This is a genomic window from Pseudomonas sp. P9_2 (assembly GCF_034008255.1).
GTDB lineage: Bacteria > Pseudomonadota > Gammaproteobacteria > Pseudomonadales > Pseudomonadaceae > Aquipseudomonas > Aquipseudomonas synxantha_A.
Genome location: NZ_CP125376.1, coordinates 2,764,591 through 2,784,154, shown reverse-complemented (window position 1 = coordinate 2,784,154; position 19,564 = coordinate 2,764,591). Strand labels below are relative to the sequence as shown.

22 protein-coding genes are annotated in these 19,564 nt (G+C 59.5%); 1 reads left to right on the top strand and 21 read right to left on the bottom strand.

The features are described from left to right. Positions 1–41 precede the first annotated feature (41 nt). From hisS to trmJ, 16 genes are all read right to left on the bottom strand, one after another. Positions 42–1,331, bottom strand: a complete 1,290-nt coding sequence (gene hisS, locus QMK52_RS12465) for a histidine--tRNA ligase (RefSeq protein ID WP_005791172.1) — start codon at positions 1,329–1,331, stop codon at positions 42–44. A gap of 23 nt (positions 1,332–1,354) precedes the next feature. Beyond that, on the bottom strand, positions 1,355–2,464 hold the full coding sequence (gene ispG, locus QMK52_RS12460; RefSeq protein ID WP_003175952.1) for a flavodoxin-dependent (E)-4-hydroxy-3-methylbut-2-enyl-diphosphate synthase: 1,110 nt from the start codon (positions 2,462–2,464) through the stop codon (positions 1,355–1,357). A 2-nt stretch (positions 2,465–2,466) separates the two neighbouring features. Continuing rightward, on the bottom strand, positions 2,467–3,453 hold the full coding sequence (locus QMK52_RS12455) for a RodZ family helix-turn-helix domain-containing protein (RefSeq protein WP_320404144.1): 987 nt from the start codon (positions 3,451–3,453) through the stop codon (positions 2,467–2,469). Next, complete coding sequence (gene pilW, locus QMK52_RS12450; protein WP_005791176.1) at positions 3,453–4,211, bottom strand: type IV pilus biogenesis/stability protein PilW; 759 nt, start codon at positions 4,209–4,211, stop codon at positions 3,453–3,455. Before pilW ends, QMK52_RS12455 begins: the two co-directional genes overlap by 1 nt. 12 nt (positions 4,212–4,223) lie before the next feature. Then, positions 4,224–5,372 carry a 23S rRNA (adenine(2503)-C(2))-methyltransferase RlmN gene (rlmN, locus tag QMK52_RS12445; protein ID WP_005791178.1) on the bottom strand — a complete coding sequence of 383 codons (1,149 nt, stop codon included), beginning with the start codon at positions 5,370–5,372 and terminating at the stop codon, positions 4,224–4,226. A gap of 29 nt (positions 5,373–5,401) precedes the next feature. Continuing rightward, complete coding sequence (ndk, locus tag QMK52_RS12440) at positions 5,402–5,827, bottom strand: nucleoside-diphosphate kinase (RefSeq protein ID WP_003175956.1); 426 nt, start codon at positions 5,825–5,827, stop codon at positions 5,402–5,404. A 91-nt stretch (positions 5,828–5,918) separates the two neighbouring features. After that, positions 5,919–6,119, bottom strand: coding sequence for a Fe-S cluster assembly protein IscX (iscX, locus tag QMK52_RS12435; RefSeq protein WP_003194015.1), 201 nt, complete (start codon positions 6,117–6,119; stop codon positions 5,919–5,921). 14 nt (positions 6,120–6,133) lie between these two features. Beyond that, entirely contained in the window at positions 6,134–6,475 is a 342-nt protein-coding gene (gene fdx, locus QMK52_RS12430) for an ISC system 2Fe-2S type ferredoxin (RefSeq protein WP_005791182.1), read from the bottom strand. A 3-nt stretch (positions 6,476–6,478) separates the two neighbouring features. Beyond that, positions 6,479–8,341 carry a Fe-S protein assembly chaperone HscA gene (gene hscA, locus QMK52_RS12425; RefSeq protein ID WP_005791184.1) on the bottom strand — a complete coding sequence of 621 codons (1,863 nt, stop codon included), beginning with the start codon at positions 8,339–8,341 and terminating at the stop codon, positions 6,479–6,481. Positions 8,342–8,392: 51 nt separating this feature from the next. Then, a complete protein-coding gene (gene hscB / locus QMK52_RS12420; RefSeq protein WP_005791186.1) occupies positions 8,393–8,914 on the bottom strand; it encodes a co-chaperone HscB in 522 nt (173 codons plus the stop codon). Positions 8,915–8,922: 8 nt separating this feature from the next. Further along, positions 8,923–9,246, bottom strand: coding sequence for an iron-sulfur cluster assembly protein IscA (gene iscA / locus QMK52_RS12415; RefSeq protein WP_003209680.1), 324 nt, complete (start codon positions 9,244–9,246; stop codon positions 8,923–8,925). A 28-nt stretch (positions 9,247–9,274) separates the two neighbouring features. Beyond that, positions 9,275–9,661 (bottom strand): Fe-S cluster assembly scaffold IscU, encoded by a 387-nt coding sequence (gene iscU / locus QMK52_RS12410; RefSeq protein ID WP_003175965.1) that lies wholly within the window; start codon positions 9,659–9,661, stop codon positions 9,275–9,277. 99 nt (positions 9,662–9,760) lie between these two features. After that, entirely contained in the window at positions 9,761–10,975 is a 1,215-nt protein-coding gene (locus tag QMK52_RS12405) for an IscS subfamily cysteine desulfurase (protein ID WP_003194019.1), read from the bottom strand. A 50-nt stretch (positions 10,976–11,025) separates the two neighbouring features. After that, complete coding sequence (iscR, locus tag QMK52_RS12400; RefSeq protein ID WP_003194020.1) at positions 11,026–11,517, bottom strand: Fe-S cluster assembly transcriptional regulator IscR; 492 nt, start codon at positions 11,515–11,517, stop codon at positions 11,026–11,028. Between the two features lie 284 nt (positions 11,518–11,801). After that, the gene (gene cysE, locus QMK52_RS12395) at positions 11,802–12,584 is read right to left on the bottom strand and encodes a serine O-acetyltransferase (protein ID WP_005791191.1); all 783 of its coding nucleotides are present in this window, start codon (positions 12,582–12,584) and stop codon (positions 11,802–11,804) included. Positions 12,585–12,586: 2 nt separating this feature from the next. After that, a complete protein-coding gene (trmJ, locus tag QMK52_RS12390) occupies positions 12,587–13,357 on the bottom strand; it encodes a tRNA (cytosine(32)/uridine(32)-2'-O)-methyltransferase TrmJ (protein WP_005791193.1) in 771 nt (256 codons plus the stop codon). Between the two features lie 145 nt (positions 13,358–13,502). Here trmJ and suhB point away from each other — a divergent pair, with 145 nt between their 5' ends. Then, the gene (suhB, locus tag QMK52_RS12385) at positions 13,503–14,318 is read left to right on the top strand and encodes an inositol-phosphate phosphatase (RefSeq protein WP_005791195.1); all 816 of its coding nucleotides are present in this window, start codon (positions 13,503–13,505) and stop codon (positions 14,316–14,318) included. 223 nt (positions 14,319–14,541) lie between these two features. Here the strand turns inward: suhB and QMK52_RS12380 are convergent, their stop codons facing one another. The 5 genes from QMK52_RS12380 to tgt form a co-directional block, all read right to left on the bottom strand. Further along, positions 14,542–15,084, bottom strand: coding sequence for a glycine zipper 2TM domain-containing protein (locus tag QMK52_RS12380; protein WP_005791197.1), 543 nt, complete (start codon positions 15,082–15,084; stop codon positions 14,542–14,544). Positions 15,085–15,208: 124 nt separating this feature from the next. Next, a complete protein-coding gene (gene secF / locus QMK52_RS12375) occupies positions 15,209–16,123 on the bottom strand; it encodes a protein translocase subunit SecF (RefSeq protein WP_005791199.1) in 915 nt (304 codons plus the stop codon). Between the two features lie 9 nt (positions 16,124–16,132). Further along, on the bottom strand, positions 16,133–18,001 hold the full coding sequence (gene secD / locus QMK52_RS12370) for a protein translocase subunit SecD (RefSeq protein ID WP_103734905.1): 1,869 nt from the start codon (positions 17,999–18,001) through the stop codon (positions 16,133–16,135). 62 nt (positions 18,002–18,063) lie between these two features. Then, positions 18,064–18,402, bottom strand: coding sequence for a preprotein translocase subunit YajC (yajC, locus tag QMK52_RS12365; RefSeq protein ID WP_003175975.1), 339 nt, complete (start codon positions 18,400–18,402; stop codon positions 18,064–18,066). A gap of 43 nt (positions 18,403–18,445) precedes the next feature. Continuing rightward, positions 18,446–19,561: a tRNA guanosine(34) transglycosylase Tgt gene (gene tgt / locus QMK52_RS12360; RefSeq protein ID WP_032803964.1), complete on the bottom strand. Its 1,116-nt coding sequence runs from the start codon at positions 19,559–19,561 to the stop codon at positions 18,446–18,448. Between the last annotated feature and the right edge of the window lie 3 nt (positions 19,562–19,564).

Genomic DNA, 19,564 nt, shown 5'->3' with positions numbered 1-19,564 from the left:
CCCAATACTCCTTAATCGCTAAATTCGGCTGTTCGACAGCTTCAACCCTGCACGACGCAGGTGGCCAAGTGCGCAGCGAGCGCATCAAAGGCAACGTTCTGTTGTTCACCCTGGCCACGCAGGGGTTTGAAACCTATCACTTGCTGGGCCAACTCGTCATCGCCAAGGATGAGTGCGTACAGCGCACCGCTCTTGTCAGCCTTCTTGAACTGGCTCTTGAAGCTGCCGGCGCCGGCATTGATCTGCAGGCGCAGGTTCGGCAGTTGGTCGCGCACCTTCTCGCTCAAGGCCAGGGCGGCCAGTTCGGCAGCCTCGCCAAAAGCGCACAGGTACACGTCCACCTGACGGGAAATTTCTTCGGGAACCTGCTCCAGGGTTTCCAGCAGCAGGATCAGCCGCTCGATGCCCATGGCAAAGCCTACGCCCGGGGTCGGCTTGCCGCCCATTTGCTCGACCAGGCCGTCGTAGCGACCACCGGCACACACGGTGCCTTGGGCGCCGAGCTTGTCGGTGACCCACTCGAATACAGTCTTGCTGTAGTAGTCGAGGCCACGCACCAGCTTGGGGTTGATCACGTAGGGAATCCCCGCGGCATCCAGGCGAGCCTTGAGGCCCTCGAAGTGCACGCGGGATTCGTCGTCCAGGTAATCGGCCATTTTCGGTGCGTTGACCAATACGGCCTGGGTGTCGGCGTTCTTGGTATCCAGAACGCGCAACGGGTTGGTCTTCAGACGGCGCTGGCTGTCTTCGTCCAATTTATCCAGGTGAGCCGACAGGTATTCGACCAGGGCTTCGCGATAGCGGCCCCGGGACTCGCTGGTACCCAGGCTGTTGAGTTCGAGCTTGACCGCATCGCGGATGCCCAGTTGGCCCCACAGACGCCAGGTCAGCACGATCAGCTCGGCGTCGATGTCCGGGCCGTCAAGGTTGAAGACTTCGCAACCGATCTGGTGGAACTGGCGATAGCGGCCCTTCTGCGGGCGCTCGTGGCGGAACATCGGGCCGATGTACCAGAGCTTCTGGGTTTGGCCACCACCGGTGATGCCATGTTCCAGTACGGCGCGCACGCACGCGGCAGTGCCTTCCGGACGCAGGGTCAGGGAGTCGCCGTTGCGGTCTTCGAAGGTGTACATCTCTTTTTCGACGATGTCGGTCACTTCACCGATGGAGCGCTTGAACAGCTCGGTGAACTCGACGATCGGCATGCGGATCTGCTTGTAACCGTAGTTATCCAGCAGGCGCGCGACAGTGCTTTCGAAGTAGCGCCACAGTGGCGTCTGCTCCGGCAGGATGTCGTTCATGCCACGAATGGCTTGCAGAGACTTGCTCACATCAAATCCTTAAATTCGTTCAATCAGCCGCGAGCGATCAGCGCTGCGTCAGCGGCGACCTTCTCGGCCGCTTTCTCGCGGATCAGCTTTTCCAGCTCATCCACCAGATTGTCATTCGTTAGCTTCTGCGACGGCTTGCCGTCGATGTAAATCAAATTCGGCGTACCACCGGTCAGGCCCACATGAGCCTCTTTGGCTTCACCCGGCCCGTTGACCACACAACCGATGACTGCGACATCCAGCGGCACCAGCAGGTCTTCTAGGCGCAGCTCCAGGTCGTTCATGGTCTTCACCACGTCGAAGTTCTGCCGCGAGCAGCTCGGGCAGGCAATGAAGTTGATACCACGGGAACGCAAACGCAGGGATTTGAGAATGTCGTAGCCGACCTTCACTTCCTCTACGGGGTCTGCCGCCAGGGAGATGCGGATAGTATCGCCAATCCCTTCGGCGAGCAGCATACCGAGACCCACGGCAGATTTCACTGTGCCTGAGCGCAAACCGCCAGCTTCAGTGATACCCAAGTGCAGTGGTTGCACGATTTCCTTGGCCAGCAGGCGGTAGGCTTCTACCGCCATGAACACATCGGAGGCCTTTACGCTGACCTTGAAGTCCTGGAAATTCAGGCGTTCCAGGTGCTCAACGTGGCGCAGTGCCGACTCGACCAGCGCCGCCGGGGTAGGCTCGCCGTATTTTTTTTGCAGGTCTTTTTCCAGGGAGCCGGCGTTCACGCCAATGCGGATCGGAATCCCACGATCACGGGCGGCGTCCACCACGGCACGCACACGGTCTTCGCGACCGATGTTGCCCGGGTTGATACGCAGGCAGTCCACACCCAGCTCGGCCACGCGCAGTGCAATCTTGTAGTCGAAGTGAATGTCGGCAACCAGCGGCACCTTGACCAACTGCTTGATGCGGCCGAAAGCCTCGGCTGCATCCATGTCCGGCACGGAAACCCGCACGATGTCCACACCCGCCGCTTCCAGGCGATTGATCTGGGCTACGGTGGCGGCCACATCATTGGTGTCGCTGTTGGTCATGCTCTGCACGGCGATAGGGGCATCGCCCCCCACCGGCACAGAGCCAACCCAGATCTTGCGCGATACGCGACGTTTGATTGGAGATTCGCCGTGCATGACTATTGTCCCAACTTGAGGCGAGCGGTCTCGCCACTGGTGAACGGCGCCACGTCTACAGGCTGGCCGTTGTAGGCCACTTGCGCGCCACGGGCAAAGCCCAGACGCAGCGTCAAAGGAGGCTTGCCGCCCTGGTCAAGCGTATCTCCCTTACGCTTCAAACCGCTGAACAGCACTTTGCCGTTGCCATCGGTGACCTGCGTCCAGCAGTCAGCGATGAAGGTGATCTGAACGCGCCCGTCACCGGCGATCAACGCTGGGGTGGTCGGAGGCGACATTGCTGGCGTTGCCGGTGCGGCTGGCGCAGGCGTCGCGGGTGCGGGTGCGGGTGCCGCAGGAGCTTGAACCACGGGTGCTGCCGGGGTCACCGGGGCCTGTACCACCGCAGTGTCAGCAGGCGTGGTGCCCACTTGCGACGCCGGCTGCTCAGCCGTAGCCGGCACTTGCGGTGCGGCCTGCCCTTCGGCAACCGCCTGGTCTTCCGGCTCGTCCAGCGGATGAATCTGGGTGGTGCCATCGGCGCTTTCGACTTCGACGTGCTCCATGGCGTTGCTGGTCAGGTCTTTGCTGCGCTGGGAGGCCTGGTCTTGCCACCAGACGAAACCGCCGCCGACCACGGCAACCAGCAGCAACAGGCTGACAATCCGCAAAATCGTGTGGGAAACCCGCGTTGGCTCTTCGATGCGCCCAAGGCCATGGACATTGCTGCCCTGGGCATCGGTACCGGTGAACTGGTCGAATTCCTGCACCAGCACCGCCTGGTCAATACCCAGCAATTTGGCGTAGGCGCGAATATAGCCACGGGCAAAGGTGTGCCCAGGCAGCTTGTCGAACGCGCCGGCTTCCAGATTGGCCAGGGACGTGCTGGTCAAATTGAGCTTGAGGGCCACTTCCGCCAGCGACCAACCATTGCTTTCGCGGGCCTGACGCAAGGTTTCGCCTGGGTTTACGCGATTAGCTGCTACATCTTCCGGGTGCGCGGCTTTCATCATTGCTCCGACAGGTATTGCTGATATTCCGGCGTACCGGGATAGAGTCGTTCGAGTTGCTGGCCAAAACGTGCGGCCGTGTCGTGTTCTTCATGAACCGTCGCCAGGCGCACACCGAGCAATAGACTACGTGCATTTTGCCCGCTGAGCAGGCTAAAACGCTCGTAATAGTCTCGTGCCGGCACATAATGCCTGTCTTCGTAAGACAACTCAGCCATTTCGAGCAATGCCCGTGGCTGGCGACTGTTCAGATGCAGGGCTTTTTCCAGCTGCTGGCGCGCGCTGTCGCGCTGACCGAGGCGCATCGAAGTCACCCCGAGGTTCTCGAACACCCGCGAACGCTCAGGATAAAGAGTATCGGCGCTGGCTTGCTGGAAATAAGCAGCGGCTTGGTCATACCGTTTCTGCTCGAACAGGAAACTGCCATAGTTGTTCAGCAACCTGGGATCGGCAGGACGTGAAGCCAGGGCCTTGCTGAAATAGCGGTCGGCCAGCTCAGGCTCGGCCTGGGCCTGAAACACCAGAGCCAGTGCGGCGTTGGCATCGGCATCCGCGCTGTCCAGTTCAAGGGCCTTTTTCAGCGGCACCTTGGCTTGCTCGCTCATACCTTGACGCAAATACCCCAAGCCCAATTGCACATAGGCAACCCGCGCCTCATCACGGCCTTTAGTGGTGTGCAAAGGGCTGTCATGGCCCGATGAAACACAACCGGCAACGAGGCCGGCAAGCAGTAAAAGCAGCGCAAGGCGCAAGGGCATAGAGATCCTCTCTCAGATTCGATTCACAGCAATTTGCGGCAAATCTTCGGCGGCGTTAAGTTCGCGCACGGCGATATAACGTTCGCTGCGGCGGGTGCGGTCCATCACCTGCCCTACCAATTGGCCACAGGCGGCGTCGATGTCTTCACCACGGGTGGTGCGTACGGTGACGTTGTAGCCGGCCTGGTGCAGTTGATCCTGGAAACGGCGGATGGCGTTGTTGCTCGGCCGCTCGTAACCGGAATGCGGAAACGGGTTGAACGGGATCAGGTTGATCTTGCACGGGGTGTTCTTGAGCAACTCGATCATCTCGACCGCGTGCTCGACCTTGTCGTTGATGTCCTTGAGCATGGTGTACTCAATGGTCAGCACACGCTTCTCACCCAAGGTCGCCATGTAACGCTGGCAAGATTCGAGCAGCATCTTAAGCGGATACTTCTTGTTGATCGGCACCAATTGGTTACGCAATGCGTCATTCGGTGCGTGCAACGACAACGCGAGGGAGACGTCGATGTGCTTGGCCAGCTCATCGATCATCGGCACCACGCCGGAGGTCGACAGGGTCACACGGCGCTTGGAGATGCCGTAGCCCAGGTCGTCCATCATCAGGTGCATGGCCGCAATCACGTTGTCGAAGTTCAGCAGCGGCTCACCCATGCCCATCATCACCACGTTGGTGATGGCACGGTCGACGGTCGCCGGGACGCTGCCAAAGGATTTGTTGGCAATCCACACCTGGCCGATGACTTCGGCGGCGGTGAGGTTGCTATTGAAGCCTTGCTTGCCGGTGGAGCAGAAACTGCAATCCAGGGCACAGCCTGCCTGGGACGAAACGCACAAGGTGCCGCGTTTGCCCTGGGGAATGTACACGGTCTCGACGCAGCTGCCGGACGCCACACGCACCACCCATTTACGGGTGCCGTCGCTGGAGATGTCCTCGCTGACAACTTCGGGACCACGCACCTCGGCAATGGCCTTGAGCTTGTCGCGCAGGGCCTTGCTGACGTTCGTCATGGCGTCGAAATCGTCGACGCCAAAGTGGTGAATCCACTTCATTACCTGACCGGCACGGAAACGCTTCTCCCCGATTGAGTCGAAGAATTTCTCCATTTCCGGCTGAGTCAGACCCAGCAGGTTGGTTTTAACAGTCGATGTAGTCATGGATTCACCCTCACTCTTTAAGCCGATGCTTAGCGAGCGGTTACTTCAGTAGCAGCGAAAAAGTACGAGATTTCGCGAGCAGCAGCGGCTTCGGAGTCCGAACCGTGAACAGCGTTGGCGTCGATGGACTCAGCGAAGTCAGCACGAATGGTGCCGGCAGCCGCTTCTTTAGGGTTGGTAGCGCCCATCAGCTCACGGTTCAGAGCGATAGCGTTTTCGCCTTCCAGAACCTGAACAACAACAGGACCGGAGATCATGAAGGCAACCAGGTCGCCGAAGAAACCACGAGCGCTGTGCTCAGCGTAGAAGCCTTCAGCTTCAGCCTTGGACAGTTGCTTGAGTTTCGAAGCTACAACCTTCAGGCCGGCTTTTTCGAAACGAGTGGTGATCTCGCCGATGACGTTTTTTGCAACAGCGTCAGGCTTGATGATGGAGAAAGTACGTTGAACAGCCATGGTGTAACTCCAGAAACGGTAATTTACGAAAAATTAAACCCGCGAATTATACGCGGGTTATTGGGTATTGCCTAACTGCGTGAGGGAGGCGTCAGTCCTGTTCTTCTTTCCAGGCAGTCTGGATCGCTTCCAGGACCTTTTCACCACCACGATCACGCTCATCTTCGAACCCGGGCAATGCCATGACCATGTCACGCAAAGCTACAAAGTTCAGGGAGTAAGGATCCAGATCCGGGTTGCCATCGGCCAACAGGATAGCGATCTCTTGTACATCAACCCATTTAAGACTCATGACACTTCCTTGAATCAATGCGGCGCTTCGGCGGCATGGTTGAGCGAATATTTCGGGATTTCAACGGTGAGGTCTTCAGTCCCCACTTTCGCCTGGCAACTCAGACGCGACGTCGGCTCCAGCCCCCACGCCCTATCAAGATAGTCTTCTTCCAGGTCGTCAGCCTCATTGAGGCTGTCGAAACCTTTACGAATGATGCAGTGGCAAGTGGTGCAGGCATTGACGCCACCACAGGCACTTTCAATCTCGATATGGTTGTCGTGCGCGACGTCAAGCAGGGACTTGCCGGTCTCTGCCTCCACGACCATGCCATCCGGGCAGTGTTCGGCGTGCGGTAGAAAAGTGACCTGCGGCATCAGTTATTCCTCGATTTCATTCAGGTTGCGGCCCGCCAGTGCGGCTTTCACCGTCTGATCCATACGACGGGCAGCAAAGGCATCAGTCACTTGCGACAGGCGCTTGGTCTGTTGCTCGATGGCGTAACCATCGTTGCCTTTCATCAGTTCGGCCAATTCCTGCATCTGCAGGTCGATGACCATGCGCTCTTCGGCATCCAGCAGGCGCTCGCCGTCGGTTTCAAGGGCGCCCTGCACCGCTTCGAGCAGGCGCTGGGCATCCACTTGCTGCTCACGCAGTACGCGGGCAACCTTGTCGTCACCGGCATACTGGAACGAGTCCTTGAGCATCTTGGCGATTTCGCCGTCGGTCAGGCCGTAGGACGGTTTGACCTGGATGCTGGCCTCAACGCCCGAAGCCAACTCACGTGCAGCCACGCTGAGCAGGCCGTCAGCATCAACCTGGAAGGTCACGCGAATCTTCGCCGCCCCCGCCACCATGGCCGGGATGCCGCGCAATTCAAAACGCGCCAGGGAGCGGCAGTCGCTGATCAGCTCGCGCTCGCCTTGCAGCACATGAATCATCATGGCCGTCTGGCCGTCTTTGTAGGTGGTGAAATCCTGGGCGCGCGCGACGGGGATGGTGGTGTTGCGTGGAATCACCTTCTCCATCAGGCCGCCCATGGTTTCCAGGCCCAGAGACAGCGGAATCACGTCGAGCAACAGCAGTTCGCCACCATCGCGCTTGTTACCAGCCAGGGTATCGGCCTGGATTGCGGCGCCAATGGCCACCACTTGATCCGGATCGATTTCAGTCAACGGCTGGCGACCAAAGGCTTCGGCAACCGCCTCACGCACACGGGGCACGCGAGTGGAGCCACCGACCATGACCACAGCGCCGACATCTTCCAGTTCAATACCGGAGTCACGCACAGCACGACGGCAAGCCTTGAGGCTGCGGGCGACCATCGGCTCGATCAGCGCGTCAAAGGCTTCGCGGGTCAGCTGTGCCGACCAATCACCATACTTGACTTCAACAGATGCAGCATCAGTCAGCGCTTCCTTGGCCGCACAGGCAGTTTGCAGCAAGTTACGCTGCGCGCCCGGGTCCAGGTCGGCAGACAAACCGGCGCTGGCGATGATCCAGCCGGCGATGGCGTGGTCGAAGTCATCGCCGCCCAGGGCGCTGTCGCCGCCGGTGGCCAGCACTTCGAAAACACCGCCGGTCAGGCGCAGGATCGAAATATCGAAGGTGCCGCCGCCCAGATCATAAATGGCGACCAGGCCTTCAGCGTGCTGATCGAGGCCGTAGGCCACAGCCGCAGCGGTCGGCTCGTTGAGCAGACGCAGTACATTCAGGCCGGCCAGTTTCGCCGCGTCCTTGGTGGCTTGACGCTGGGCGTCATCGAAATACGCCGGAACGGTGATCACCGCACCGACCAGCTCGCCGCCCAAGGTTTTTTCCGCACGCTGGCGCAGCACCTTGAGGATATCGGCCGACACTTCGACCGGGCTTTTCGGGCCCTGGACGGTGTCAATAAACGGCATATGGGATTCACCGCCGACAAAGCGGTACGGCAACTGGTCGCCCAACTGCTTGACGTCGGACAGCCCACGACCCATCAAGCGCTTGACCGACAGCACAGTGTTCAGGGGGTCCGAGGACGCGGCCAACTTGGCCGACTCCCCCACTTCGGTACGATCAGGGTGGTAACGCACGGCAGACGGCAGGATCACCTGCCCATCGGCATCGGGCAGCGGCTCGGACAGGCCGCTGCGCAAGGCAGCAACCAGGGAATTGGTGGTGCCCAGGTCAATCCCGACCGCCAGGCGACGCTGGTGCGGTTGAGGGCTTTGGCCGGGTTCGGCGATTTGCAGTAGGGCCATGGTAATCAGGTCTTATCTGTCTATCAGGCGTGCATCACGGGCAGCACTGGGTTAATCGTCGAGGCGCTCTTCTAGCTGGCGCACTTCGTAGGTGAGCTTGTCGAGGAACTGCATGCGCCGCATCAGGCGCTCGGCCTGTTCACGTTGCGCCGCATCATCCCAACAGGCCGCAAAGCTTTCGTTGAGCTCGTCCTGGGCGGTTTTCAGACGACGCTTGAAGACCGCGACACCCGCCACATCGGCTTCGTCCTGCAGATCTTCGAGCTCTTCACGCCATTGCATCTGCTGCATCAGGAAGTCCGGGTCATGCACAGTGACTTCCATCGGCAACTCACCGCCCTTCATCGCCAGCAAATAGCGCGCGCGTTTGGGAGGGCTTTTGAGCGTCTGATAGGCTTCGTTGAGGCTGGCCGATTGCTCCAGGGCCAGGCGTTGCTCACGCTCGGAAGCGTCGGCAAAGCGGTCCGGATGCACCCCACGCGCCAGTTCTCGATAGCGCGTGGCAAGCTGCTCAAGGTCCAGCCGAAAGCTCGGCTGCAGCTCGAATAAAGCGAAATGACAAGGAGTACCCACGAGTAGCCTCAGATGTTGAAGCTTTCGCCGCAGCCACATTCACCGCGCACGTTGGGGTTGTTGAACTTGAAGCCTTCGTTCAACCCTTCCTTGACGAAATCGAGTTCGGTGCCGTCCAGGTAGGTCAGGCTCTTGGGGTCGATGATCACTTTCTCGCCGTGACTTTCGAACACCTGATCCTCTTCAACCACCTCGTCGACAAACTCCAGCACGTAGGCAAGGCCGGAACAGCCCGTGGTGCGAACACCCAGACGAATCCCCTCACCTTTACCGCGCCCATTCAGGGAGCGGCGAATGTGCTGCGCTGCCGCTTCTGTCATGCTGATAGCCATCGTTGACTCCTTACTCGTCGCCAAATGCTTAGATCAAGCCTTTCTTCTGCTTGTAGTCGCGAACCGCCGCCTTGATGGCGTCTTCAGCGAGTACGGAGCAGTGGATTTTGACTGGCGGCAGTGCCAGTTCTTCGGCCAGCTGGGTGTTGCTGATGGTGACAGCCTCATCCAGAGTCTTGCCTTTCATCCATTCGGTCGCCAGGGAGCTGGAGGCGATGGCCGAACCGCAGCCATAAGTCTTGAATTTGGCGTCTTCGATAACGCCAGCATCGTTGACCTTGATCTGCAGGCGCATCACATCGCCGCACGCCGGAGCGCCGACCATGCCGGTGCCGACATCAGGATCTTCCGCGTTCATCTTGCCGACGTTGCGCGGGTTTTCGTAGTGGTCGATGACCTTTTCGCTGTAAGCCATGGTACTGAATCCTCACTCATCAGGGCCGCTCTGGAACCCTGTAGAAACGCCTGCGTTTACCGCCACGTTCCTACAGAGCTTGGGTGGCGGCTTCTATATTTAGTGTGCCGCCCACTCGATCTTGGAAATATCGACACCGTCTTTGTACATGTCCCACAGCGGCGACAGAACGCGCAGCTTGTTGACGGCTTCGCAGACCTTCTGCGCCGCGTAGTCGACTTGCTCTTCAGTGGTGAAGCGGCCGAACGTAAAGCGGATCGAGCTGTGTGCCAGTTCGTCGTTGCGGCCCAGGGCGCGCAATACATACGAAGGCTCAAGGGATGCCGAGGTACAGGCCGAACCGGACGAGACCGCCAGGTCCTTGAGCGCCATGATCAGCGACTCGCCTTCGACATAGTTGAAGCTCAAATTCAGGTTGTGCGGTACACGGGCAGTCATGCTGCCGTTGATGTACAGCTCTTCAAGGTTCTCGACCTGCTTGTAGAAGCGATCGCTCAGGGCCTTGATACGCACATTTTCGGCAGCCATGTCTTCCTTGGCCACGCGGAAGGCTTCGCCCATGCCGACGATCTGGTGGGTCGCCAGGGTGCCCGAACGCATGCCGCGCTCGTGGCCGCCACCGTGCATGGTCGCTTCGATGCGCACGCGCGGCTTGCGGCTGACGTAGAGAGCGCCGATGCCTTTAGGGCCGTAAGTCTTGTGAGCCGAGAACGACATCAGGTCGACTTTCAGCTTGGACAGGTCGATATCGACCTTGCCGGTGGACTGAGCGGCGTCGACGTGTAGCAACACACCCTTGGAGCGCGTCAGCTCGCCGATGGCGGCGATGTCGTTGATGGTGCCGATTTCGTTGTTCACGTGGATCACGGAAACCAGGATGGTGTCTTCACGCATCGCGGCTTCGATCATCGCAGGGGTGACGATACCGTCGGTGGTGGGCTCAAGGTAAGTCACCTCGAAACCTTCACGCTCCAGTTGGCGCATGGTGTCGAGGACAGCCTTGTGCTCAATCTTGGTGGTGATCAGGTGCTTGCCCTTGGTCGCGTAGAAATGCGCCGCACCCTTGATAGCCAGGTTGTCGGACTCGGTAGCACCGGACGTCCAGACGATTTCACGCGGGTCGGCGTTGACCAGATCAGCGACCTGGCGACGCGCGTTCTCAACCGCTTCCTCGGCCTTCCAGCCGAATACGTGGGAGCGGGAGGCCGGGTTGCCGAAGTTTCCGTCAACCAGCAGGCATTCGCTCATTTTTTGCGCAACACGCGGATCAACCGGGGTGGTCGCTGAGTAATCAAGGTAAATCGGCAATTTCATGGACTTTCTCCTAAATCAGGCTGGCTGGCACGCCGTTAGCTCTTCGGCTGTCACTCGACGGCGGACGCTTCGATCTTGTCCAGACGCGGCGCCTTGGTGTTGCAACGGCGCTGGTCCTGACGCTGGGCTACTTCTTGCACCTCACGGCGAGTCACAAGATCAGCCAAGCTGATACCACTCAAAAACTCATGGATCTGCAGGCTCAAGTCACACCACAAGTGGTGTGTCAGGCAGGTGTCGCCGGCATGGCAATCACCCAAACCCTGGCATTTGGTGGCATCGACGGATTCGTTGACCGCGTCGATCACCTGGGCCACCTGGATGCCCTGCATGTCGCGGGACAATTGATAGCCACCACCTGGACCACGAACGCTGGAAACCAGATTGCTGCGGCGCAATTTGGCGAACAGCTGCTCAAGGTAGGACAGGGAAATGCCTTGGCGCTCGGAGATATCGGCCAGGGACACCGGCCCAGTTTGCGCGTGCAGGGCCAGGTCAAGCATGGCGGTCACCGCGTATCGGCCTTTTGTAGTCAGTCTCATGGACAAGTACCAAGGTGTTTCAGAATGGGAGCAAGTATGCGATTCCCGAGTATTTAAGTCAACTATAAGACCTAGTACTTTAGTCAGGAATACCCGTAAAAAGGGCGCGCGAATCATAGCAGGATGGGGTGGGATCGAACAGCAGGAACAGGGCCAGGCAGAGATCTCGAGACCAATGGAGATCAAAATGTGGGAGGGGGCTTGCTCCCGATGACTGAATGTCAGCCAATCAGGCATCAACTGACCTACCGCTATCGGGGGCAAGCCCCCTCCCACAGGAGACCTCAGCTTGCCTTGGTAGCGGCTTCATCCTTGATCTGGGCGAAGTCCTCTTCGCGCAACTCAGGCAGATCCTTCGCACAGTATGGGCTGCCCAGGTCCTTCAGCGCACCACACATACCGTCCAGCTTGCCGTCCACTGCTTGCAGATGATCAAGCAGCTGGCCAATGGCGCGAGCCACCGGATCGGGCATGTCTTCGCTGACGCCGTAGGCGTCGAAACCGATCTTCTCGGCCATGGCCTTGCGCTTGGCCTCCTGCTCGTCGCCGACCTCCGGCTTGACGATGATGCGACCCGGAATACCCACCACGGTGGCGCCAGCAGGTACAGCCTTGGTCACCACGGCGTTGGAACCCACCTTGGCACCGGCGCCCACGGTAAAGGGCCCCAGCACCTTGGCGCCCGCCCCCACCACTACACCATTTTCCAGGGTCGGGTGACGCTTGCCTTTATTCCATGTAGTACCGCCCAGGGTCACACCCTGGTAAAGCGTCACGTCATCACCGATCTCGGCGGTCTCGCCTATGACAATACCCATGCCATGGTCGATAAAGAAGCGACGTCCCACCTTGGCGCCCGGATGAATCTCGATGCCGGTCAACCAGCGACCGAAGTTCGACACCAGCCGGGCCAGCCATTTCCAGCCCATGCCCCACAAGGCGCCGGACAAACGGTGAATCCAGATCGCGTGCAGGCCCGGATAGCAGGTCAGCACTTCAAAGGCGTTGCGCGCCGCCGGGTCACGATGGAAAACACTCTGGATATCTTCTCGCAAACGCTCGAACATTTTTAATCCTTCCGCTTAAGAAGCTCACCACGGGCCGCTTTCTGGGTTTCCGTGAGGATGCCACGCAATATATTCATCTCCGCCCGGCTCACCGAGCTGCGACCGTACAAACGACGCAGGCGCGCCATCAAGTGCCGTGGCTTTTCAGGATCGAGGAATTCGATGGCCACCAGGGTTTGCTCCAGGTGCTCATAGAAGCGTTCGAGCTCGTCCATGGTGGCCAACTCGCCACTTTTGGTCGACGCAACCTCGTCCTTCTCCATCTTGCTCGGCTGGCCTTGAGCTGCCAGCCAGGCCATGCGCACTTCGTATGTCAACACCTGCACCGCCGCCCCGAGGTTCAGCGAGCTGAACTCAGGGTCTGAGGGGATATGCACGTGATAATGACATCGCTGCAGCTCTTCATTGGTCAGGCCGGAGTCTTCACGGCCGAACACCAGGGCGATCTCAGCGCCACCGGCAGCCTCTTCTACCACTTTGGTGCCGCATTCTCGCGGATCCAGCAGCGGCCAGGGGATACGCCGGTCACGGGCGCTGGTACCAAGCACCAGATTGCAACCAACAAGGGCATCTTCCAGAGTGGCGACGACCTGGGCTTTTTCAAGAATGTCATTGGCGCCAGACGCACGGGCATCGGCCTCGTGGTGCGGGAACACCCGCGGTTCGACCAGCACCAGGCGCGTCAGCCCCATGTTTTTCATGGCTCGCGCCACCCCGCCGATATTGCCGGGATGACTGGTATTGACCAAGACGACACGAATGTTTTGCAGCAAGGGAGGCGCTCTCGGACACGGGAAAGGGGAGCAAATCTTACAGAACAGCCTAAGGTTATGCCATGAAAGCTAACGTCGTCCTTCACCTGAGGAAAGTTTCTGCTAGAATGCCCGGCTTTCTTTAACAACCTTAGGTGACACATCCATGCAGCCCATGCTGAATATCGCGCTGCGCGCCGCCCGCAGCGCCAGTGAATTGATCTTCCGCTCCATCGAGCGCCTGGATACCATCAAGGTCGACGAAAAAGACGCCAAGGATTATGTATCCGAAGTGGATCGCGCCGCCGAACAGAAGATCATCGACGCCCTGCGCAAGGCCTACCCTACCCACGGCATCCTCGGCGAAGAAACCGGCCTGCACAAAGGTAGCGGCGAAGGCGAAGACTACCTGTGGATCATCGACCCACTGGATGGCACCACCAACTTCCTGCGCGGCATCCCGCATTTTGCCGTGAGCATCGCCTGCAAATACCGTGGCCGCCTGGAACACGCTGTTGTGCTGGATCCGGTGCGCCAGGAAGAGTTCACCGCCAGCCGTGGCCGTGGCGCCCAGCTCAATGGTCGTCGCTTGCGCGTCAGCGGTCGCACGAGCCTGGAAGGCGCCCTGCTGGGCACCGGCTTCCCGTTCCGTGACGACCAGATGGACAACCTGGAAAACTACCTGGGCATGTTCCGCGCCCTGGTTGGCCAGACCGCCGGTATCCGCCGCGCCGGTGCAGCCAGCCTGGACCTGGCCTATGTCGCCGCCGGTCGTTTCGATGCATTCTGGGAATCAGGCCTGTCCGAGTGGGACATGGCAGCAGGCGCCCTGCTGATCCAGGAAGCAGGCGGCCTGGTGAGCGATTTCACCGGTGGTCACGACTTCCTGGAGAAGGGCCACGTGGTTGCCGGCAACACCAAATGCTTCAAGGCAGTACTGACGGCGATCCAGCCGCACCTGCCGGCTTCGCTGAAGCGTTAAGCGAGCGGGCACAAAAAAGCACCCCTAGGGGTGCTTTTTTTATGCATGGGATTTGTGCCAGCCCCGTGAAACAGCAGCAATACTTATCAAATGTGGGAGGGGGCTTGCCCCCGATGGCGGTGGGTCAGCCAGCTAATCAGGTGCTGACCCACTGCAATCGGGGGCAAGCCCCCTCCCACATTTTGAACTGCACCTGGCCTTTGAATCAGTGCCAGGCCCGAAATTACTGCTGGTTCTGACCCAGGATCAGACGACCTTCTTTGTCGACTGGAATCTGGCCGCCTGGATCACGCTCCATACGCACAGTCCCTTCCTTGCCATCCAGGTTGTAACGCACGTCATAACCGACAACCTTGTCGCTGATGTCGTTAACAGTGTTACAGCGGGTTTGCGTGGTGGTGTAGGTATCACGGTTCTGCATGCCTTCCTGAACCTTGTTACCGGCGTAACCGCCACCGACCGCACCGGCCACGGTGGCCAGCTTCTTACCATTACCGCCACCGATCTGGTTACCCAACAGGCCACCCGCAAGGGCGCCGACCACGGTACCGGCGATTTGATGTTGATCCTGCACCGGACGTTGCCGGGTCACAGTGACGTCCTTGCAGACCTCACGAGGGGTTTTGATCTGGGTTTTAACCGGCTGTACCGCCAGTACTTGCGCATACTCAGGGCCGCTTTTTACCAGGCTGTAGGTGGCAACAGCACCCCCGGCAGTCACACCGACAGCACCCAATACCGCACCAACCAGCAACGACTTGTTCACGTTGAACCTCCTGACCATCACAAACGGATCGAAAGATCCGCGCTATACCCAGCCTTGGAGCAAAAAAAAAGGCGCGAGTTCAATACTCGCGCCCTTCTTGTAACAGCCGATCAACTAACGCCCATCAAGGGCGGTCGTCGACCTCCTTGCCAGTAGCAGCAGGAGGGATCAAGTCTTCGCTGTTGAGGTTCAGCCAGATCAGCACCACGTTGGCAATGTAGATCGACGAGTAGGTACCCGCCAGAACACCGATGAACAGCGCCAGCGAGAAGCCCCACAGGTTGTCGCCCCCGAAGATCATCAACGCGGCGATCGCCAGCAAGGTGGAGATCGACGTCGCCATGGTCCGCAGCAGCGTCTGGGTGGTGGAGATGTTGATATTCTCGATCAACGTCGCCTTGCGCAGCACCCGGAAGTTCTCACGAACCCGGTCGAATACCACGATGGTGTCGTTGAGCGAGTAACCAATGATCGCCAGTACGGCCGCCAATACGGTCAGGTCGAAGGTGATCTGGAAGTAGGCCAGGATACCCACGGTCACGATCACGTCGTGGATCAGCGACACAATGGCGCCGACACCGAACTTCCACTGAAAGCGGAAGGCCAGGTAGATCATGATGCCGACCAGCGCCATCAGCATGCCGAGGCCGCCCTGGTCGCGCAGTTCTTCACCCACCTGCGGGCCGACGAACTCGACGCGCTTGACCGAAGCCGGGTTGTCGCCGCCGACCTTCTGCAAGGCCTCGGCTACCTGGTGACCCAGTTGCGGGTCTTCGCCAGGCATACGCACCAGCAGGTCGGTGGTGGCACCAAAGCTCTGCACGACGGCTTCGTGATAGCCGGCCTTGACCAGCTCGTCGCGCACCAGGGTGACATCGGCCGGCTTCTCGTAGGTCAGCTCGATGAGCGTACCACCGGTGAAGTCCAGACCGTAGTTCAGGCCCTTATGGAACCAGCTGAACAACGCCAGAACGGTAAGGAGCACGGTGACGCCGAACGCAACGTTGCGAACGCCCATGAAGTTGATTGTACGTAACATGGCAGCCCCTTAAATCCACAACTTCTTGAAGTCACGCCCGCCAAAGATCAGGTTGACCATTGCGCGGGTCACCATGATGGCCGTGAACATCGAGGTAAAGATACCCAGGGACATGGTCACCGCAAAACCTTTGACCGGGCCGGTGCCCATGGCAAAGAGAATCCCGCCGACCAGCAAAGTGGTCAAGTTGGAGTCGAGAATCGCGGTAAATGCCCGGCCGAAGCCTTCGTTGATAGCACGCTGTACGGTCATGCCGGCGGCGATCTCTTCACGGATACGCGAGAAGATCAGTACGTTGGCGTCGACCGCCATACCCATGGTCAGCACGATACCGGCGATACCCGGCAAGGTCAGCGTCGCGCCCAGCAGCGACATCAGCGCCAGCAGCATCACCATGTTGCCCGCCAGTGCGACGGTGGCGATAACGCCGAAGAAGCGGTAGATGGCAATGATGAACAGGGACACGAACAACATGCCCCACAGCGCCGCATCCACACCCTTGGTGATGTTGTCGGCACCCAGGCTCGGGCCGATGGTACGTTCTTCAGCGAAGTACATCGGCGCCGCCAGGCCACCGGCACGCAGCAGCAGCGCCAGCTCGGAGGACTCACCCTGGCCGTTCAGGCCAGTGATGCGGAACTGCGCACCCAGCGGCGACTGGATGGTCGCCAGGCTGATGATCTTTTTCTCTTCCTTGAAGGTCTGCACCGGCACGTCTTTCTCGACGCCGTTGACCATCTGCTTGGTATAGGTGGTAACAGGGCGCTGCTCGATGAAGATCACCGCCATGCTGCGACCGACGTTGCTGCGCGTGGCGCGGCTCATCAGTTCGCCACCGTGACCATCCAGGCGGATGTTCACTTCAGGGGTGCCGTGCTCGCCGAAACCGGCCTTGGCATCGGTCACCTGGTCACCGGTGATGATCAAGCCACGCTCGATCAACGCAGGAGGACGATTGCCCTCGCGGAACTCGAACTCTTCGGAGGTCGCACGAGTGGCACCCGGCTCAGCTGCAAGGCGGAATTCCAGGTTGGCGGTCTTACCCAGGATACGCTTGGCTTCAGCGGTGTCCTGCACGCCCGGAAGCTCAACCACGATGCGGTTGGCGCCTTGACGCTGCACGATCGGCTCGGCCACACCCAGCTCGTTGACGCGGTTACGTACCGTGGTCAAGTTCTGCTTGATGGAGTACTCGCGGATCTCGGCGATCTTGGCCGGGCTCATCGCCAGGCGCAACACAGCCTGACCATTCAAGTCGGCCGGCACGATGTCGAAGTCATTGAAATTCTTGCGGATCAGCGCACGGGCCTGCTCGCGGGACGCTTCGTCAGCAAAACCCAGCTGGATGGCACCGTTGAGCTGCGGCAAGCTGCGATAACGCAGTTTCTCTTTGCGCAGCAGGCTCTTCACGTCGCCTTCGTAGACTTTCAGACGCGCGTCGAGAGCCTTGTCCATGTCGACTTCCAGCAGGAAGTGCACACCACCGGACAAGTCCAGACCCAGCTTCATCGGGTGCGCGCCAATGCTGCGCAGCCATTGTGGCGTGGTCTGTGCCAGGTTCAATGCAACGACGTAATCGTCACCCATGACCTTGCGTACAACGTCCTTGGCCGGCAATTGGTCTTCTTGCTTGGTCAGGCGCAACAAGCCGCCTTTGGAACCAGCTGCCAAGGTTGCCGCTTTAACCTGGATGCCCGCGTCAGTCAGCGCTTTGCTCGCGCGTTCCAGATCAGCCTGATTGACCTGCAGCGAAGTGCTGGCGCCAGAGATCTGGATCGCCGGGTCATCAGGATAGAGATTGGGAGCGGAATAAATAAAACCGATCGCCAGCACCGCCAGGATCAGTACGTATTTCCACAGAGGGTATTTGTTCAGCATCACGCCGCCCGCTTATAACGCGGGGCGCCTTGCGCGCCCCGTCGATTGGTAAAGGTTGTTACTTAGATCGCTTTGAGCGTGCCCTTAGGCAGCGTGGCGGCGATGGCGCCCTTCTGGAACTTCATTTCCACGGTGTCGGAGACTTCCAGTACCACGAAAGCATCGGAAACCTTGGTGATCTTGCCGGCGATGCCGCCAGTGGTCACGACTTCGTCGCCTTTTTGCAGGCTGCCCAGCAGGTTTTTCTGCTCTTTGGCGCGCTTGGCCTGTGGACGCCAGATCATCAGGTAGAAGATGACCAGGAAGCCGACCAGGAAAATCCACTCGAAACCACCACCCATAGGGCCGGCAGCAGCAGGCGCAGCGGCGTCAGCCATGGCGTTAGAGATAAAAAAGCTCATTTAGCACTCCAGTTGCAAATAGTGAATCTTAGGGTCGGAAAACTCAGTCCAAGGGCGGCACAGGGAGCCCGCGCTTGGCATAGAAGGCATCGACGAAGGCGGCCAATGTACCCTGTTGAATAGCCTCGCGCAAACCAGCCATCAGGACTTGGTAGTGACGCAAATTGTGGATGGTATTCAACATGCTACCCAGCATTTCCCCGCACTTGTCCAGATGATGCAGATAGGCACGGGAGAAGTTCTGGCAGGTGTAGCAGTCACAGGTGGGATCCAGCGGCGAATCATCATGGCGATGGAACGCGTTACGGATCTTGAGCACGCCTGTATCGATGAACAGATGCCCATTGCGGGCATTACGGGTTGGCATCACGCAATCGAACATGTCCACACCGCGGCGCACACCCTCTACGAGATCTTCCGGTTTGCCAACGCCCATAAGGTAACGAGGTTTGTCAGCGGGCATCAGGCCCGGCAGGTAGTCGAGCACCTTGATCATTTCGTGCTTGGGCTCGCCCACCGACAAACCGCCGATGGCCAGGCCGTCGAAGCCGATCTTGTCGAGGCCTTCCAGCGAGCGTTTACGCAGGCTTTCGTGCATCCCGCCCTGGACAATCCCGAACAGCGCCGCGGTGTTGTCGCCATGGGCATTCTTCGAGCGCTGGGCCCAACGCAGGGACAGCTCCATGGAGATGCGCGCCACGTCTTCGTCAGCCGGGTAAGGCGTGCACTCGTCGAAAATCATCACGATGTCGGAACCCAGGTCGCGCTGGACCTGCATTGACTCTTCCGGCCCCATGAACACCTTGGCACCGTCCACCGGCGAGGCGAAGGTTACGCCCTCTTCCTTGATCTTGCGCATGGCGCCCAGGCTGAATACCTGGAAACCACCGGAGTCGGTGAGGATCGGGCCTTGCCATTTCATGAAGTCATGCAGATCGCCGTGCTTTTTGATCACTTCCGTGCCCGGGCGCAGCCACAGGTGGAAGGTGTTGCCGAGGATGATCTCGGCACCGGTAGCGACGATGTCGCGCGGCAACATGCCCTTGACGGTGCCGTAGGTGCCGACCGGCATGAACGCCGGGGTCTCCACGGTGCCGCGCGGGAAGGTCAGGCGACCGCGACGGGCCTTGCCGTCGGTGGCCAACAATTCAAACGACATACG

What these genes read in the sequence shown, in the direction of transcription:
- secF (WP_005791199.1), bottom strand. Translation starts at nt 16,123, where the DNA reads ATGTTACGTACAATCAACTTCATGGGCGTTCGCAACGTTGCGTTCGGC.
- tgt (WP_032803964.1), bottom strand. Translation starts at nt 19,561, where the DNA reads ATGTCGTTTGAATTGTTGGCCACCGACGGCAAGGCCCGTCGCGGTCGC.
- QMK52_RS12455 (WP_320404144.1), bottom strand. Translation starts at nt 3,453, where the DNA reads ATGAAAGCCGCGCACCCGGAAGATGTAGCAGCTAATCGCGTAAACCCA.
- QMK52_RS12405 (WP_003194019.1), bottom strand. Translation starts at nt 10,975, where the DNA reads ATGAAATTGCCGATTTACCTTGATTACTCAGCGACCACCCCGGTTGAT.
- fdx (WP_005791182.1), bottom strand. Translation starts at nt 6,475, where the DNA reads ATGCCGCAGGTCACTTTTCTACCGCACGCCGAACACTGCCCGGATGGC.
- hscA (WP_005791184.1), bottom strand. Translation starts at nt 8,341, where the DNA reads ATGGCCCTACTGCAAATCGCCGAACCCGGCCAAAGCCCTCAACCGCAC.
- yajC (WP_003175975.1), bottom strand. Translation starts at nt 18,402, where the DNA reads ATGAGCTTTTTTATCTCTAACGCCATGGCTGACGCCGCTGCGCCTGCT.
- ndk (WP_003175956.1), bottom strand. Translation starts at nt 5,827, where the DNA reads ATGGCTGTTCAACGTACTTTCTCCATCATCAAGCCTGACGCTGTTGCA.
- pilW (WP_005791176.1), bottom strand. Translation starts at nt 4,211, where the DNA reads ATGCCCTTGCGCCTTGCGCTGCTTTTACTGCTTGCCGGCCTCGTTGCC.
- iscA (WP_003209680.1), bottom strand. Translation starts at nt 9,246, where the DNA reads ATGGCTATCAGCATGACAGAAGCGGCAGCGCAGCACATTCGCCGCTCC.
- rlmN (WP_005791178.1), bottom strand. Translation starts at nt 5,372, where the DNA reads ATGACTACATCGACTGTTAAAACCAACCTGCTGGGTCTGACTCAGCCG.
- cysE (WP_005791191.1), bottom strand. Translation starts at nt 12,584, where the DNA reads ATGTTCGAGCGTTTGCGAGAAGATATCCAGAGTGTTTTCCATCGTGAC.
- iscX (WP_003194015.1), bottom strand. Translation starts at nt 6,119, where the DNA reads ATGAGTCTTAAATGGGTTGATGTACAAGAGATCGCTATCCTGTTGGCC.
- suhB (WP_005791195.1), top strand. Translation starts at nt 13,503, where the DNA reads ATGCAGCCCATGCTGAATATCGCGCTGCGCGCCGCCCGCAGCGCCAGT.
- iscU (WP_003175965.1), bottom strand. Translation starts at nt 9,661, where the DNA reads ATGGCTTACAGCGAAAAGGTCATCGACCACTACGAAAACCCGCGCAAC.
- secD (WP_103734905.1), bottom strand. Translation starts at nt 18,001, where the DNA reads ATGCTGAACAAATACCCTCTGTGGAAATACGTACTGATCCTGGCGGTG.
- ispG (WP_003175952.1), bottom strand. Translation starts at nt 2,464, where the DNA reads ATGCACGGCGAATCTCCAATCAAACGTCGCGTATCGCGCAAGATCTGG.
- iscR (WP_003194020.1), bottom strand. Translation starts at nt 11,517, where the DNA reads ATGAGACTGACTACAAAAGGCCGATACGCGGTGACCGCCATGCTTGAC.